This window comes from Mesorhizobium sp. NPDC059025, from assembly GCF_042739655.1.
Lineage (GTDB): Bacteria > Pseudomonadota > Alphaproteobacteria > Rhizobiales > Rhizobiaceae > Mesorhizobium.
Genome location: NZ_JBHYIM010000009.1, coordinates 1 through 15369, shown reverse-complemented (window position 1 = coordinate 15369; position 15369 = coordinate 1). Strand labels below are relative to the sequence as shown.

The 15369-nt window shown below is 61.8% G+C and carries 14 protein-coding genes, 1 tRNA gene and 2 rRNA genes; 14 read left to right on the top strand and 3 right to left on the bottom strand.

Translation table 11 applies throughout. The features are described 5' to 3' along the window. The first annotated feature begins 18 nt into the window (after positions 1–18). The 14 genes from ACFWYE_RS20785 to ACFWYE_RS20720 all read left to right on the top strand — a co-directional run bounded on the left by ACFWYE_RS20785 (position 19) and on the right by ACFWYE_RS20720 (position 14623). The gene (locus tag ACFWYE_RS20785) at positions 19–273 is read left to right on the top strand and encodes an acyl carrier protein (RefSeq protein ID WP_379066424.1); all 255 of its coding nucleotides are present in this window, start codon (positions 19–21) and stop codon (positions 271–273) included. 15 nt (positions 274–288) lie between these two features. Continuing rightward, complete coding sequence (locus tag ACFWYE_RS20780; protein ID WP_379113981.1) at positions 289–1842, top strand: class I adenylate-forming enzyme family protein; 1554 nt, start codon at positions 289–291, stop codon at positions 1840–1842. After that, a complete protein-coding gene (nadE, locus tag ACFWYE_RS20775; RefSeq protein ID WP_379113979.1) occupies positions 1839–2810 on the top strand; it encodes an NAD(+) synthase in 972 nt (323 codons plus the stop codon). The genes ACFWYE_RS20780 and nadE overlap by 4 nt, the downstream gene beginning before the upstream one ends. A 220-nt stretch (positions 2811–3030) precedes the next feature. Continuing rightward, positions 3031–3648 (top strand): glutathione S-transferase family protein, encoded by a 618-nt coding sequence (locus ACFWYE_RS20770; RefSeq protein WP_379113977.1) that lies wholly within the window; start codon positions 3031–3033, stop codon positions 3646–3648. A 360-nt stretch (positions 3649–4008) separates the two neighbouring features. Then, positions 4009–4782, top strand: coding sequence for a DeoR/GlpR family DNA-binding transcription regulator (locus tag ACFWYE_RS20765; protein ID WP_379113975.1), 774 nt, complete (start codon positions 4009–4011; stop codon positions 4780–4782). A 38-nt stretch (positions 4783–4820) separates the two neighbouring features. Then, complete coding sequence (locus tag ACFWYE_RS20760) at positions 4821–5630, top strand: BtpA/SgcQ family protein (protein WP_379066410.1); 810 nt, start codon at positions 4821–4823, stop codon at positions 5628–5630. Positions 5631–5668: 38 nt separating this feature from the next. Continuing rightward, entirely contained in the window at positions 5669–6652 is a 984-nt protein-coding gene (locus ACFWYE_RS20755; protein WP_379113973.1) for an ABC transporter permease, read from the top strand. Beyond that, the gene (locus ACFWYE_RS20750) at positions 6649–7749 is read left to right on the top strand and encodes a M42 family metallopeptidase (RefSeq protein WP_379066406.1); all 1101 of its coding nucleotides are present in this window, start codon (positions 6649–6651) and stop codon (positions 7747–7749) included. The genes ACFWYE_RS20755 and ACFWYE_RS20750 overlap by 4 nt, the downstream gene beginning before the upstream one ends. Next, positions 7749–9245, top strand: a complete 1497-nt coding sequence (locus tag ACFWYE_RS20745) for an FGGY-family carbohydrate kinase (protein ID WP_379113971.1) — start codon at positions 7749–7751, stop codon at positions 9243–9245. The genes ACFWYE_RS20750 and ACFWYE_RS20745 overlap by 1 nt, the downstream gene beginning before the upstream one ends. 57 nt (positions 9246–9302) lie before the next feature. Continuing rightward, positions 9303–10301 (top strand): autoinducer 2 ABC transporter substrate-binding protein, encoded by a 999-nt coding sequence (locus ACFWYE_RS20740; protein WP_379066402.1) that lies wholly within the window; start codon positions 9303–9305, stop codon positions 10299–10301. Positions 10302–10366: 65 nt separating this feature from the next. Further along, positions 10367–11881, top strand: coding sequence for a sugar ABC transporter ATP-binding protein (locus ACFWYE_RS20735; RefSeq protein WP_379113969.1), 1515 nt, complete (start codon positions 10367–10369; stop codon positions 11879–11881). Beyond that, entirely contained in the window at positions 11878–12909 is a 1032-nt protein-coding gene (locus ACFWYE_RS20730) for an ABC transporter permease (protein WP_379113967.1), read from the top strand. The genes ACFWYE_RS20735 and ACFWYE_RS20730 overlap by 4 nt, the downstream gene beginning before the upstream one ends. Positions 12910–12926: 17 nt before the next feature. Further along, positions 12927–13922, top strand: a complete 996-nt coding sequence (locus ACFWYE_RS20725) for a dihydroxyacetone kinase subunit DhaK (protein WP_379113965.1) — start codon at positions 12927–12929, stop codon at positions 13920–13922. A gap of 113 nt (positions 13923–14035) precedes the next feature. After that, positions 14036–14623 (top strand): dihydroxyacetone kinase subunit L, encoded by a 588-nt coding sequence (locus ACFWYE_RS20720; RefSeq protein ID WP_379113963.1) that lies wholly within the window; start codon positions 14036–14038, stop codon positions 14621–14623. A gap of 169 nt (positions 14624–14792) precedes the next feature. On the opposite strand, the gene ACFWYE_RS20715 is transcribed toward ACFWYE_RS20720, so the two are convergent. The 3 genes from ACFWYE_RS20715 to ACFWYE_RS20705 form a co-directional block, all read right to left on the bottom strand. After that, positions 14793–14869 (bottom strand) — tRNA-Met (locus tag ACFWYE_RS20715). Between the two features lie 132 nt (positions 14870–15001). Next, positions 15002–15116: ribosomal RNA gene (gene rrf / locus ACFWYE_RS20710) — 5S ribosomal RNA — on the bottom strand. 178 nt (positions 15117–15294) lie between these two features. Further along, positions 15295–15369: ribosomal RNA gene (locus tag ACFWYE_RS20705) — 23S ribosomal RNA — on the bottom strand; the annotation flags it as partial.

Here is a 15369-nt window from a genome sequence, read left to right as displayed (position 1 = left end):
ACACCGGGGACAGAGATCATGGCAGACGACACCAAGACGGCGATCCGCGCCTTCATCATCGAGAACTTCCTGTTTGGCGACGATAACCAGCCGTTGCCCGACGATATGTCACTGATCGACAACGATCTTGTCGATTCGACAGGAATCCTCGAGCTGGTCGGCTATATTGAGAAGGAGTTCGGCTTCAAGGTGGAGGATCGCGAGATCGTTCCAGCCAATCTCGACTCGATCGCCCGCATTCTCGCTTATGTCGACAGCAAGCGGGCCGCTTAAGGCGGGCTGCGAGAGATGCGCCTAGAAGCCCACCTTCGCGCACGTGCAGCCGATACAGGCCGCCGAACGGCGCTGGTCTGTGGCGACCGGCGGATAAGCTATGCTGAATTCAATCAATCGGCGGAGCGTCTCGCCGCAGCGCTGGCCGGCGCCGGTGCACATCGGGGCGATCGCGTTCTGGTCTTCATGGACAATGGCATCGAGGCTGCCCTTTCCATCTTCGCAGTCTGGATATCGGGCGCTGTACTGGTGCCGGTCAATCCCTCGGCAAAGGCCGGGCGTATCGCTTTCCTTCTCAACCACTGCCGTCCGGCCGCCATTGTGGCGCAAGGCAGGCTGGCCCCGGTGGTTGCAGAAGCCGCGCAGCAATTTCCAGCACCGCTCCATGTTCTGTTGACGGAATCGCACGCCACGCTGCCAAACGCATCCCTTTTCACGAGTGCCCTGCTCGCCGAGCCGATGTCTACGAACGGCAACGGTCGGCAAGAGGAAGATCTTGCAGCGATCCTCTATACGTCCGGCTCCACGGGCGACCCCAAGGGGGTGATGATGGCGCATGCCAATCTCGACGCGGCTGCATCCTCCATCGTCTCCTATCTCGAAAACACCACCGACGACATCATCCTTAGCGTCCTGCCGCTGTCCTTCGGCTATGGGCTGACGCAGCTTTTGACCGCTGTGCTCAGCGGCGCGACGCTCGTTCTCGAAAAATCCTTTGCTTTTCCCTATGCCGTCTTCGAGCGCTTGCGCGACGAGCGCGCCACCGGCTTTCCCTTGGTGCCTTCGATGGTCGCCATGATGCTGCAGATGAAAGATCTCGACCCGGCCCTGTTCGCCAGCCTGCGCTATCTCACCAGCGCTGCCGCACCATTGCCGGTCGATCATATTCGTCGACTAAGAAACTTCCTGCCTGGTGCCCGTCTCTATTCGATGTACGGCCAGACCGAATGCATTCGCGCCACCTATCTGCCGCCCGAACAGTTGGAAAAACGACCCGGCTCCGCAGGCATCGCCATCCCGGGAATGCGGGCCTACGTCATGGACGAAGCCGGCAAACCGGCAGAGCCCGACACCGTCGGCGAACTGGTGGTCAGGGGGCCAAATGTGATGAAGGGATATTGGGAAGCGCCGGAGGCAACCGCCAAGGTGCTACGCACACATCCGGAAACCGGGGCACTGGAGCTCCATACCGGCGACCTTTTCACCGCCGATGCCGACGGCTTCCTCACCTTCGTGGCCCGCCGCGACGACATCATCAAATCGCGCGGCGAAAAGGTGGCGCCGAAAGAAGTCGAGACCGTCCTGCATGCGTTGCCCGGCGTCGCCGAAGCGCTGGTGGCTGGTGTTCCCGACCCGGTGCTCGGACAGTCCATCAAGGCCTTTGTGGTGTTGGCCGATCTGAAGTTGACCGAACGCGAAGTGCTGCGCCACTGCGCGCGCCACCTGGAGGACTACATGGTTCCCAAGGTGATTGAATTCGTCGCCGCTTTGCCCAAAACCGACAGCGGCAAGCTCAGCCGCCGGCTGGCGGCTGAAATGCACCTCACCAGGAAAGGGCCTGACGTATGACCATCCGCTTTTCGGCCTCGGCGCTCGATTTCGATCCAGCGGCGGAGACCGACCGCATTGCCGGGATGATCCGTGAAAGCCTGCGCAAGGATCTGCGGCGACGCGGTCTCGTCCTTGGCCTCTCCGGCGGCATCGATTCCAGCGTCTGCGCCGGGCTGGCGGTGCGTGCGCTTGGCCCCGGTCACGTCTTTGCACTGCTGATGCCCGAAGCCGATTCCGATCCCGAAAGCCGGCGACTCGGGACATTGGTCGCCGATACGTTCGGCATTGAGCGCACCGTCGAGGACATGGCGCCGATGTTGGCCGCCATGGGATGCTATGAGCGCCGCGATGCCTTCATCCGCCAGGTCGAACCGGACTACGGCGTGGGCTGGGCATCCAAAATCGTCTTCGACAACGGCCTCACCACCGGCGGCTACAATCTCTCATCGCTGGTCGTTCGTTCGCCGGACGGAGTGGAGAAGAAGCTGCGACTGCCGGTGGAGACCTATCTTGGCATCGTCGCCGCCACCAACATGAAGCAGCGCACCCGCAAGCAGCTGGAATATTATCATGCCGACCGGTTGAATTATGCCGTGCTCGGCACGCCGAACCGGCTGGAGTACGACCAGGGCTTCTTCGTCAAGAATGGTGATGGAGCCGCCGACATCAAGCCGATCGCGCATCTCTACAAGACACAGGTCTACAAGCTCGCCGAATATCTCGGCGTTCCTGCCGAGATTCGTGCGCGGCCACCGACGACGGACACCTATTCGCTGCCGCAGACGCAAGAAGAGTTCTACTTCGTGCTGCCTTACGACAAGATGGATCTTTGCCTTTACGCGTTGGACCATGCAGTGCCTGCCCCGGAAGTTGCCCTGGCTGTTGGCCTCACCATCGATCAGGTCGAGTTTGTCTGGAAGGATATCGCCGCCAAGCGCAAGGCAGCACGCTATCTGCACATGACGCCGCAATTGATCGCCGAATAGGCGCGCCACCGGCTATTTGGCTGCAACGAGCGAAGATGCATGCCGGCATCGGCCCGCGCGCAATTTTCGCTCGTCATTTGACGAGAAATGCAGCGCTATTCTCCCCTCTGACGCAATACTGTTCCATCAGCACAGACCGACACGATCATGCAACGTCTCCGTTGGCGAACGGTGAAACGTGCATCCGTGCCATGTGCGTAACCGTCAGACTGGATCGACAATGGACCTTCTTTATCAGACCCACTCCCCATATGCGCGCAAGGTTCTGGTCTTCGCGCATGAAGCGGGACTTGCTGCGCAGCTATGTGTCATTCACCACGAAACCAGCCCAACCAATCGCAACGACCAGGTCTTCGCGGTCAATCCCCTGGGCAAGGTGCCGGTTCTCGTTCTTGCTGACGGCGAGGCGATCTTCGATTCCATCGTGATCTGCGACTATCTCGAAACGCTCAACAGGCACGCTGCATTGATACCGCCTGCCGGTGCTCGGCGCCGGGCGGCCCTGCGCATGCAGGCGGTCGCGCAAGGCATGTGCGAAGCCGGCATCGGTTTGCGCTGGGACACCTCGCGCCGTCCGGAACACCTCCGTTATCCCGCCCTTGCCGAAGGGATGAAGACGAAGCTCATCGAATCCTACGATTATCTCGAGCAGGCGACTGAGTTGGATGAGCGGCTGCATGTCGGCCACATCGCTGTGGCCACTGCGCTCGACTGGCTGGCCTTCCGCAACCTGCCCGACTTCGAAACGGGAAGGCCGCGGCTGTCGAAATGGTTCAGAGAGTTTCTGCAGCGCCCTTCCATGCAAGCCACCCAGTATGATGGCGAGACGCACGACTGATTGCCTAACGGATCCAATCCGCTCGACACAGAGTTATTCATCCTGAGTTCGAAGACGGCCCTTTCTGCGCCTTGCCGTGCAGAGAGGGCCGTCTCGCGTTCGATTTCGAACCGCATTCTAGGATCTGGAGCGTAGGCGATTTTCGACTATCCCGCCTCCTGATACGCGCCCGCGATCGGAAGACTCTCCCAGCCATGTCGACGCCTCTCGACGATGAAGTCCGTCAGCCCTCTCCTTCGCAAGAGTGAGCGCTTCACGACGCGCCAACGTGCGCGAACGAAAAATCGCGCAACAACAATTTTGATCGTCAATGCTTGACTCATCCAAAACGATCACTATCAATCACAACAGGAGGACAACATGGAAAGCTCTCGAACGCGGTTTCCGCACGAGCGGCATCAGCAGATGCTGGACCTCATCGTTGAATTGAAGCGCGTGGGCACCACCGAGCTGGCATCCCGCCTTGGCATTTCGCTCGCCACCATTCGTCGCGACTTGTCGGTGCTGGAGCAGGCAGGCCTGGTTGCCCGCACGCATGGCGGCGTCGTGGCGCGTGGCGTCGGCGAAAGCATCACCGAACCGCTTTTCCTCGAGAAGCTTCGCGTCCATCAAAATCTCAAGCAACGCATCGGCGTTGCGGCCGCTGCCACGGTCGAGAACAAGAAAGTGGTCATCCTTGATTCCGGCACCACCGCGCTGGCCGTTGCACGGGCTTTGGCGGGACGTCCGCTGACGATCGTGACCATGGACCTGAAAGTGGCGGAAGCGGCAGCGAGTGGCGACACCGAAGTGCATCTGGTCGGCGGTCGTGTCCGCAACGGCTACTTCAGCATTGTCGGTGCCTGGGTCGCCGACGCCCTGAAAGACATCCGTGCCGACACGTTCTTCCTCGCAGCAGACGCCATCGATGAGACCGGCATCACGAATTCCACTCAGGACGAGGCGCAGACGAAGCGCATTGCGATCGCCCAGGCGACGCGCACGGTCCTGGTCGCCGACCACAGCAAGCTCAATACGAGTAGCTTCACGGCGGTGTGCCCGCTGGAAGCCGTCGACCTGTTCATCACCGATACCGACGCCGAACCGCTGCTTGCTCCCTATCGCGGCCGGTTTGGCGCCATCCAGACGGTGTGACGTCTCGTCACCCGCAACTTAGAAAGGCAATACCAGAAATGAGCAAATTCAACGCGCTGTTCGGCGGCAAGAAACCGATCATCGCCATGGTGCACCTGAACCCGCTGCCTGGCACACCGCTCTACGACGCCGAGGCGGGTATCGACGGCATCGTGGAAGCGGCGCGTCGCGACCTCAAGGCACTCCAGGCTGCGGATGTCGATGCCGTCATGTTCGGCAATGAGAATGACCGCCCTTACGAGCTCAAGGTCGACGTCGCCTCGACCGCGACCATGGCCTATGTCATCGGCCAGTTGCGCTCCGAAATCGAAAAGCCGTTCGGCGTCAACGTGCTGTGGGATCCGACCAGCACGGTCGCGCTTGCGGCAGCCACCGGTGCGTCCTTCGTCCGTGAAATCTTCACCGGCACCTACGCATCCGACATGGGCCCGTGGGAGCCGAACGCCGGCGCCGCGATGCGTTACCGCAACAGGCTGAACCGCGCCGATCTGGTGATGCTCTATAACGTGTCGGCTGAATTCGCCGACTCCCTTGACCGCCGCGCGCTCGCCGATCGCGCGCGCTCGGCGGTCTTCTCTTCCATCCCCGACGCCGTTCTCGTCTCCGGAGCCATCACTGGCGAGGCGGCGGAAATGAACGCACTGGAATCGGTAAAGGCGGTCCTGTCGACCACGCCCGTGCTCGCCAATACCGGGGTGCGCCACAACACCGTCGCCGACATCCTCAGGATCGCGGACGGCTGCATCGTCGGTTCTTCGCTGAAGATCGACGGCGACACCTGGAAGGCTGTCGATCCGGAGCGGGCCAAGGAGTTCATGCGCATCGTGAAGACCGCGCGGGGTCACTGAGATCAGCCACTGAGATCGGCGCGCGAGTGGGAGGAAACATGAACGCCAGACAAGACACGACGAACAGTTACCTGAAGAGCCTCGCTGTTCTGACAGTGCTGATCTTCGTCGTGCTGGCCGTGACCTCCCCGAGCTTCCTGACCGCAACCAATCTGAACTCGATGGGCTTCCAGTTTCCCGAGTTCGGACTGCTGGCGCTGGCGGTGCTGCCGACGATGGTATCAGGCGGCATCGACCTCTCTGTGGTGGCCACCGCGAACCTTGCCGCCATCACAGCCGCCGTCATCATGAAAGCCGCGCCTGAACTGGCCTGGCTCGCCGTCCCTGCGGCACTCGCCGTGGGAACGGCATGCGGCGCCTTCAACGGCTTTCTGATCGCCTACCTGCGGCTGCCACCGATCCTTGCGACCCTTGGCACGATGCAGCTTTTTGCCGGCTTCGGCATTGCAATCACTCGCAGGCCGGCGATCACCGGTTTGCCCGATTGGTACACGGCTTTCGGCAACTGGTCGATTGGCGGCCTCCTGCCCTTGCCACTGCTGCTCTTCGCCCTCGTCGCCCTGGCGCTCTCCGTATTGCTGAAACGAACTCCGGTTGGCCTCAGGCTGCGGCTCTTCGGTGCCAATCCGGTTGCCGCCAGGTTCGCCGGCATCCGTGAACGCGGACTGCTGATCCGCATCTATGCCATCACCGGTTTCATTGCAGCGCTTGCCGGACTTGTCGTGCTAGCGCGCGTGAACTCGGCCAATGCCGACTACGGCTCGTCCTATCTCCTGCTGGTGATCCTCATCAACATCCTCGCCGGCGTCAGCCCTGCGGGCGGTTTCGGCACCGTCGCCGGCGTCGTGCTGGCGGTGATCAGCCTGCAGTTCATTTCGAGCGGGCTGAACAGCCTCTCCTTCAGCGCGTTCTCGCGCGACCTGTTCTTCGGCGGCCTTCTGGTGGCCGTCATGTCACTGCGCGCGGTTGCCGGATCGGTCGGTTTTGCCACGCTGTTCCAACGAAAGGCCAAGCCCTCATGAAGGCGCGTCTCCGCTCCCTGCTCGAATCCCTGATGCTCACTCCTGGCCTGTCGGGCCATGAGGATCGCGTGCGCCGCCTGATCGCCCGCGAGCTTGCCGACCTGCCGCTGAAACTGCGCACGGACAAACTCGGTAACCTGATCGCCACGCTGGAAGGCGATGAAGCAGCACCCTCGGTGATGCTGTTCGCTCACATCGACCAGCTCGGCTTCATCGTGCGCAAGATTGAAGCCAACGGCCTGGTCCGCATCGAGCGGCTCGGCGGCATTCCGGAAAAGGCCTTGCCGGCGCAGGCGGTTCTCTTCTGCGTTGGCGAGGGCAAGGACGTACATGGCGTCATCGCCAACAAGAGTCATCATGCCACGCCGGCCGAGGAGAAGTACAAGGTCACGCCTTATGCCGACCTCTTCATCGATGTCGGCGCGCAGGATGCCGAAGCGGTGCGCGCTCTGGGTATCGAGATCGGCACGCCCGTGGTTTATGATCCGCGCGTCATCCACCTCAACGAAAACCGGCTGATCGGAACCTCCGTCGACGACCGTGCCGGCTGTGCCGTTGTCGTGGAGGTCGCACGGCAGCTTGCCAAAAGCGACGTCAGGCCGACCGTCCATTTCGTCTTCGCCGTCCTGGAGGAATTCAACCTGCGCGGCGCGATGGTCGCGGCCCAGGCGATCAAGCCCGACATTGCAATCCAGCTCGATCTCGCACTCAACTCCGACACCCCCGACATGGCGCATCGCGGCGAGGTCGAACTTGGCGCGGGGCCTGCCATGGCTCTCTATTCCTTCCACGGCCGCGGCACGCTGAACGGAACGATCCCGCATCCGGCACTGCCGCGTCTTTTCGACGAAACGGCGACAGCCGAGGACATCAACCTGCAGCGCACGGCGCACACCGGCGCCCTGACTGACTCGTCCTATGTGCAACTGGTCGGCGAAGGGGTCGCCTGCATCGATCTCTGCTTCCCTTGCCGCTACACCCATACGGCGCTCGAAATGTGCGACCTGCGCGATCTCGAAGGGCTGACCAGGCTGCTTGTCGCCGGTATCCGCCGGATCGATTCCAAGTTCAGCCTCGATCGCGATCTCTACACCTGATGCCGTACTATCTTGGTATCGATATCGGGACTTACGAGTCCAAGGGCGTCCTCGTCGACGGTCACGGTGTCATCGCCGCGACCGCGACGCGGCCGCACAAGATGCTCGTGCCGCGTCCGGGTTGGGCCGAGCACGACGCGATGCGCGACTGGTGGCTCGAATTCTGCTCGATCAGCAAGGAGTTGATCGCAACGAGCGGCGTTGCGCCCGCCGATATCCGCTCGGTCGGAACCAGCGGCATCGGCCCATGCATGCTGCCGGTGGATGCCGACGGCGAACCGCTGATGAACGCCGTGCTCTACGGTGTCGATACGCGCGCGACAGTCGAGATCGAGGAACTCACGAACGAGATCGGTCTTGAAGAGCTGATCCGGTCGGGAGGCAATTCACTCACCTCTCAGTCGGTCGGGCCGAAGATCCTGTGGCTGAAGAAGAACCGGCCCGATCTTTATGCGCGCACCCACAAGGTCCTCAACTCATCGTCCTTTCTCATCCATCGCCTGACCGGTCGCTACGTGATCGATCACTATTCAGCCGGCAGCTCCAGTCCACTTTATGACGTGCGCACGCATCAATGGAGTGATCGTTATGCCGAGCGCATCATCGCGCCGGAGCGCCTCCCGGACCTGCTCTGGACGACCGATATCGCCGGGACGGTAAGCCAGGCTGCGGCCGAGGCGACGGGTCTCGCGGTCGGGACACCGGTTACCGCTGGAACCATCGATGCAGCATCCGAAGCGGTCAGCGTCGGTGTTCTCGGCGCTGGCGAGATGATGATGATGTACGGTTCGACCATGTTCATCATCCTCGTCACCGACAGCCGGGTCGAGGATCCGAGGCTGTGGTACGCGCCATGGCTGTTCGAGGGACAGCATGCGTGCATGTCCGGCACCTCGACCAGTGGCACGCTGACGCGCTGGTTCCAGGAGCAGTTTGCCCGCGAGCTTGATCCCCAATCCGCCCTGCGGCAGCTCGCGGAAGAAGCCGAGACATCCCCGGTCGGGGCAAACGGCGTTCTGGTCCTTCCCTATTTCTCGGGTGAGCGCACGCCGATCCACGATCCGCACGCCAGGGGCATGGTGTTTGGCCTGGATCTCACCCACCGGCGCGCCGACATCTACCGCGGCCTGCTGGAGGGTATCGCCTACGGTGTCAACGACATTGTCGAGACGTACCGGAATGCCGGCGCGCCACTGCAGCGCATAGCGGCGGTCGGCGGCGGCACCAAGAACCGTGTCTGGTCGCAGGCGATCTCCGACGTCACCGGGTGGAAGCAGGCCGTATGCGTCAAGACCATCGGTGCGGCCCTTGGCAACGCCTTCCTCGCTGCCGTCGCCGTGGGTGATGTCCGGCGCGGCGATATCCAGAACTGGAATCCGGTTGAGCGCGAAATCGAGCCGGACGCGCGAAACCGGTCTGTCTACGCATCCGGCTATCGAACCTACAGGGAGCTCTACGCCAGGACGAAGGATCTGACGGTGGGGCTCGGCAGGTAGAAAACAGTCCCGAACAGCGGGCTGCAAAGAGCAAACAAGAAGAGTGGTGGAGGACTTATGACTTTCAACTTCAGGAAAATGGCAACGGGAGCGGCGTTGGGCGCCGTGTTGCTCGGAGGAGCCATGGTGGCTTCCAATGCCCAGGATGCCAAACATACGATCGTCACGGTGGTGAAGCTCTCCGGCATCGCCTGGTTCAACCGCATGGAAGAAGGCGTCAAGCAGTATGCCGCGGACACGGGGCAAAATGCCTCGCAGGTCGGCCCGGCCTCGGCCGATGCCGCACTTCAGGTGCAGATGATCGAGGATCTGATTGCCAAGAAGGTCGACGCCATCACCGTGGTGCCGAATTCTCCCGAGGCGCTCGAACCGGTTCTGGCCAAGGCGCTGGGTCAAGGCATCAAGGTCGTTGGCCACGAGGCATCGAGCCTCAAGAACGTCACCTACGACGTCGAAGCCTTCGACAATGCCGCTTATGGCGAACATCTCATGGAAGCGCTTGCCAAGGCGATGGGCGGTGAAGGCGAGTACGCGGTTTTCGTCGGCAATCTGAGCGCCAAGACCCACAACGAATGGGTGGATGCCGCGATCGCCTACCAGAAGGCCAAGTACCCCAAGATGAAGCTGGTCGCCGACAAGATCGAAAGCACCGAGCAGCAGCAGGTTGCCTACCAGAAGACCAAGGAATTGCTGCGCACCTATCCGAACCTGAAGGGTATCCAGGGGTCGGCCGGTGAAGACGTCGTCGGCGCCGCCCTCGCGGTGGAGGAAGCAGGACTGACCGGCAAGGTCTCGATCGTCGGCACCAGCCTCGTCTCGGTCGCCGGGCCATATCTGGAGAGCGGCGAGATCAACATGATCTCCTTCTGGGATCCGGCCAAGGCAGGCATCGCCATGAACAAGGTCGCTGCGATGGCGATCGAGGGCAAGGAGGTCACCGACGGCATGGATCTCGGCGTCGAGGGCTACAACAAGGTGCGTCTCAACGGCAAGGTGATCTATGGCCAGGCCTGGGTCGACGTGACCAAGGACAATATGGGCGAATACAAGTTCTGACCCTCGGCTCCCTGTGACGCCAGTTGCCGCCGGGCCTTGCGCTCGGCGGTCATGGCGGAGGCCCCATGACACCAGAAGCAAAAGACAAACCGGCCATGCTTGAGATGCGGGCCATACGCAAGGCGTATGGTCCGGTACGCGTCCTGGCGGATGTAAGCCTTTCCCTCGCGGAGGGCGAGGTTCGCTGCCTCGCCGGGGAGAACGGCTCCGGCAAATCGACACTGATCAAGATCCTGTCGGGCGTCGTCAGCGCCGATGCGGGCACGGTGACCATTGCAGGCAGGCTGCAGGGCAATGACGCCAAGGCCGCGATCTCAGCCGGCCTTTCGGTGATCTATCAGGATTTCTCCCTGTTCCCGAACCTTACGGTCTGGGAAAACATCGGATTTCTCGCCGCCGTGACGGCTGGCGATACATTGCATCGCCGCGGCGCGCGGCGCGCGCTTGCGGCCGAAACGCTGAAGCGCATGCGCGTCGAGATCGACCCGGACACACCGGTCGAGCGGCTGCCGGTCGCCTCCAAGCAGCTGGTGGCGATCGCCCGCGCGCTTGCCAACAACGCACGCATCATCGTGATGGACGAACCGACGACGGCGCTTACCCGCAGCGAGGTTGCGCGCCTGCTGGAGATCGTCGGCGCCCTGCGCGATGAAGGCGTCGCCTTCCTGTTCGTCAGCCACAAGATCGAGGAAGTCTTCGCGATCTGCGACACCATCACCGTGCTGCGTGACGGTCGTGTGGTGGTCGAAGGGCCAATCCAGAACTTCGATGCCGCAAGCCTCGTCGAGGCGATGACCGGGCGTTCGATCGACAGTCAGCGCTTGCCGCGAACCCAGGCCGAGCCGGCGTCACCGTTCCTTTCCATCCGGAAACTTGGGCGGCGCGGTGAGTATGCCGATGTCGACATCGACCTCAGGCCCGGCGAGATCGTCTCCGTCGTCGGCCTGCTCGGTTCGGGTCGTACCGAGCTGGCGCTCACGCTGTTCGGCACCCTGGCGGCGGATGAAGGACGCATCGAGATCGAGGGGCGACCGGTTGTTTTCGCCAGCGAAAGCGACGCCATCGATCACGGCATTGCTTATGTTCCCGAGGATCGCCTGACCGAAGGCCTGTTCCTCAACCAGACCATTCGCGACAACATCGTCGTCTCGAGCCTGGAGAAGAACCTGCGCGCGGGATTTATCGATGCACGCGCTATGGTTCAGCGTGCCCGTGACGCGGTCAAGGCACTGCGCATCAAGACCCCGGACGTGACGCCTTCCGTCGCCACGCTATCCGGTGGCAACCAGCAGCGCGTGGTGCTGGCGCGCTGGATGGAGCGCAATCCGAAGCTGATGATCCTCAACGGCCCGACGGTCGGCGTCGATGTCGGCTCGAAACGCGAGATCCATGAATTGCTGGTCGCGCTCAGCCGATCCGGCACGGCCGTGATGGTCGTGACCGACGACATCAGCGAGGCGATCGCACTGTCCGATACGATCCTGGTCATGGTGCGCGGGAAAATCACCGGTCGTTTCGACGCGAACGACGTCGATGAGGATCGGCTCTACAACGAAGTCATCAAGGAGGGCCGGGCATGAGCAAGCCTCTTTCCCGGATTCTGGCCCGGATTCTGGCAACGCCACAGGGCGTGGTGCTCATCACGGTACTGGTTTTCGCGCTGGTGCTCGGCATCATCAACCCCGCCTTCTTTTCGGTCGCAACCTTGATCGACCTGCTGCGCAACTCGCTGGTGACCGGCATTTTCGCGCTCGGCGTGATGATGGTGCTGGCATCTGGCGGCATCGATGTCTCCTGCACGGCCATCGGTGCCTTCGCCATGTATGCCACGATGAAGATCGTACTCGGTGTGGACGTCGATCTGCCGATCTTCGCTTTCTTCGCCCTCAGTGCGTTGATCGGCGCCATGCTTGGTCTGTTCAACGGATTGCTCATCGGCATGCTCGGCCTGCCGACGCTTATCGTGACCCTCGGCACGCTCAGCCTCTACCGCGGCGTGCTGCTCACCTTCCTCGGCACCACCTACATCACAACCGTACCGCGCGAGATCATCGCTTTCTCGCGAAAGGTCCTGGTTCGAATGGAGAATGCAGCCGGACAGATGGTCTCGCTGCCCTATTCGTTCCTGGTGCTGGTCGGGGTCGCAGCGGTCGTTGCTATCCTCATCAACCTCACTTTGTTCGGACGCAAGATCTACGCGATCGGCGGCTCCGAGGAAGCGGCTGAACGCATCGGCATCAAGGTCAGGCATGTCAAGATGATGATCTATGTCCTTGCCGGCGCGATAGCGGGCCTGGCCGGCATGACCCATGTGACGCTGTCGCGCATGGCCAATCCCTTCGATCTCGTCGGCATGGAACTCAACGTGATCGCTGCCGTGGTGCTCGGCGGCGCCCGTATCACCGGTGGTTACGGCACGGTGACAGGCACCCTGCTCGGCGTCTTCGTCATCACCATGATCAACACCACGCTGCTGATGGCCGGCGTCCCGTCCTACTGGCAGAAGGTCGTCATCGGTGGCCTGATCATTGTCGGCACCGGCCTGCCGATCGTCATCGAACGCCTGTCCCGCCATCGCGAGCGCATCTCGCGGTCCCTCAGCGCATGATCCCGAAGGAAACAGCGATGAAGAAAATCCTCAACAATCCCGCCGACTACGTCGATGAAATGCTGGAAGGTCTGGTGGCGGCCCATCCGGAATATTATGCGCAGCCCGCCCGCCGGGTGATCGCCCGCGCGGGCGGAACGACAACAGGCAAGGTTGGCATCGTCACCGGCGGCGGCTCCGGTCATCTGCCGGTCTTTACCGGCTATGTCGGCAAGGGCCTGCTCGATGCGTGTGCGATCGGCAACGTCTTCGCCAGCCCTTCGGCCGAGCAGATGGCCGAAGCCATCCGGTTGGCCGATGGTGGTGCCGGGGTACTCCGCCTCTATGGCAACTATGGCGGCGACGTGATGAATTTCGATATGGCCGGCGAAACGGTGGAGCTGGAGCACGACATCCGCTCGACCACCGTGGTTCTGGCCGACGATGTTGTCTCCGCGCCGAAGGACGAGGCGGCCAAGCGTCGGGGCGTCGCCGGCATGATCTATGCATTCAAGGTGGCTGGCGCATACGCAGAGACCGGCGCGGACCTCGATGAGGTCACCCGTGTCGCGCAGAAGGCCGCCGATGCCTGTCGTTCGATCGGCATGGCGTTGACACCCTGCACCATTCCGCAGGTTGGCAGGCCGACCTTCGAGATCGGCGACGGCGAAATGGAAATGGGAATGGGTATCCATGGCGAACCTGGCATCTGGCGTGCCGCGATCAGGCCCGCTGATACCATTGCCGACGAGATGATCGAACGCCTGGTCTACGACCAGCCGCTTGCTCCTGGAGATCGAATTTCGATCCTCGTGAACTCGCTCGGTGCGACACCTGCGGAAGAGCTCTATATCCTCTATCGCCACGCCAGGAAGCGTCTTGATGCACTCGGTGTCGAGATCGTTATGCCGCTGGTCGGCCGCTACGCCACTTCGATGGAGATGACGGGCGCCACGATCACCATCATCAAGCTGGACGAGGAGCTCGAACGCCTGCTCAGGGCGCCGGCTGACTGCGCCTTCTGGCGCGTGTAGAGCATTTTCGCTTTTGGAAACGCCCCGACCTTTGTTTATACGCAAAACCGCTGCCGCTTGCCCGAATTTCCCTGGCACCAGCCAGCTACGAGCCGCTTAGGGAGGAATTCGCGATGATAGACACCAAGATGCTGAGCTCGGCTCTGCAACGCGTTTCAACAGCAGCTGCTGCCGCATCGGCCGAACTCTGTGCAGCCGATGGCGCGCTTGGCGATGGCGACCTCGGCATCACCGTTTCGGAAGGTTTTGCCGAAGCCGCGAATGCCGCGTTGCCAGAAGATTTTGGCCTGGCGCTGCTTGAGGTCGCCAAGGCGTTCCAGCGCGTTTCCTCGTCATCCTACGGCACGCTGGTGGCAACCGGCTTCATGGCCGCAGCCAAGGCGACCAAAGGCAGGACAAAGATAGAGCCCGGAGAAATACCGGCCCTGGTCGCTGCTGCACGCGACGCCATGATGGCACGTGGCAAGGGCGCGCTCGGCGACAAGACCGTGCTCGACAGCCTCGATGCGATTGCCAGGGCGACCGACGGCGTGACTTACGACACGATGATCGACAAGGCGGTCGAAGCGGCACGCGAGACCGTTGAGACCTTCAAGACCCAGCCGAACAAACTCGGTCGCGCGCGCATGTTCGCCGACAGGAGCATCGGCCTTGCCGATCCGGGTCAGCTCGCGCTTCAACGCATCGTGGAAGGCCTTTAGCCCTCGTTTTTTGCTTGGTTGAGGGCGGCAACCCCAGCCCCGGCGCAGCTGAAAGCGTGATCAGCATAAACTGGATTGCTTTCGTCCCGCGGGCATAGAAATCCGATCTGCCCTTTTGCGGCATCCCCAAAAACACAAACGGCCCGTCTTGCGACGGGCCGTTTTGATTTGGTTGCGGGAGTAGGATTTGAACCTACGACCTTCAGGTTATGAGCCTGACGAGCTACCGGGCTGCTCCATCCCGCGTCAACCATATAAAGATAAGCTTTCGCTTACCAAAATTCCACCTCGCCAAATGAAAAGGCCGCTTTCGCGGCCCCGAAGTCCCGTTTGGCGGGGCTTTAAACATCAAAAGAGAAGCTTACGTGCATTTAGCAGACCTGGCAGCGACCTACTCTCCCGCGTCTTGAGACGAAGTACCATTGGCGCTGGAGCGTTTCACGGCCGAGTTCGGAATGGGATCGGGTGCAGCCGCTCCGCCATAACCACCAGGTCGGCAAAACGCACGTAATCGAGAAGCTGTATTTGTGCCATTGGCGCTTGCAGTTTTGTTACGGGCTATTGCCCGCAAGCGCGACTGCGCGTCGCCGGTTCATCCGGCGCCCTCGCGGAGCTTGGGCCCGTTAGGGCCGCTCAAGCGTGAGCGCTTTTGATGGACATAAGGAATGAGAACGATCAAGCCGATCGAACTATTAGTACCGGTAAGCTTCAAGCGTTGCCGCTCTTCCACACCCGGCCTATCAACG

Bases quoted from the DNA above. Each gene is read 5' to 3' on its own strand.
- ACFWYE_RS20785 (WP_379066424.1), top strand. From the start codon at position 19: ATGGCAGACGACACCAAGACGGCGATCCGCGCCTTCATCATCGAGAAC.
- ACFWYE_RS20780 (WP_379113981.1), top strand. From the start codon at position 289: ATGCGCCTAGAAGCCCACCTTCGCGCACGTGCAGCCGATACAGGCCGC.
- nadE (WP_379113979.1), top strand. From the start codon at position 1,839: ATGACCATCCGCTTTTCGGCCTCGGCGCTCGATTTCGATCCAGCGGCG.
- ACFWYE_RS20770 (WP_379113977.1), top strand. From the start codon at position 3,031: ATGGACCTTCTTTATCAGACCCACTCCCCATATGCGCGCAAGGTTCTG.
- ACFWYE_RS20765 (WP_379113975.1), top strand. From the start codon at position 4,009: ATGGAAAGCTCTCGAACGCGGTTTCCGCACGAGCGGCATCAGCAGATG.
- ACFWYE_RS20760 (WP_379066410.1), top strand. From the start codon at position 4,821: ATGAGCAAATTCAACGCGCTGTTCGGCGGCAAGAAACCGATCATCGCC.
- ACFWYE_RS20755 (WP_379113973.1), top strand. From the start codon at position 5,669: ATGAACGCCAGACAAGACACGACGAACAGTTACCTGAAGAGCCTCGCT.
- ACFWYE_RS20750 (WP_379066406.1), top strand. From the start codon at position 6,649: ATGAAGGCGCGTCTCCGCTCCCTGCTCGAATCCCTGATGCTCACTCCT.
- ACFWYE_RS20745 (WP_379113971.1), top strand. From the start codon at position 7,749: ATGCCGTACTATCTTGGTATCGATATCGGGACTTACGAGTCCAAGGGC.
- ACFWYE_RS20740 (WP_379066402.1), top strand. From the start codon at position 9,303: ATGACTTTCAACTTCAGGAAAATGGCAACGGGAGCGGCGTTGGGCGCC.
- ACFWYE_RS20735 (WP_379113969.1), top strand. From the start codon at position 10,367: ATGACACCAGAAGCAAAAGACAAACCGGCCATGCTTGAGATGCGGGCC.
- ACFWYE_RS20730 (WP_379113967.1), top strand. From the start codon at position 11,878: ATGAGCAAGCCTCTTTCCCGGATTCTGGCCCGGATTCTGGCAACGCCA.
- ACFWYE_RS20725 (WP_379113965.1), top strand. From the start codon at position 12,927: ATGAAGAAAATCCTCAACAATCCCGCCGACTACGTCGATGAAATGCTG.
- ACFWYE_RS20720 (WP_379113963.1), top strand. From the start codon at position 14,036: ATGATAGACACCAAGATGCTGAGCTCGGCTCTGCAACGCGTTTCAACA.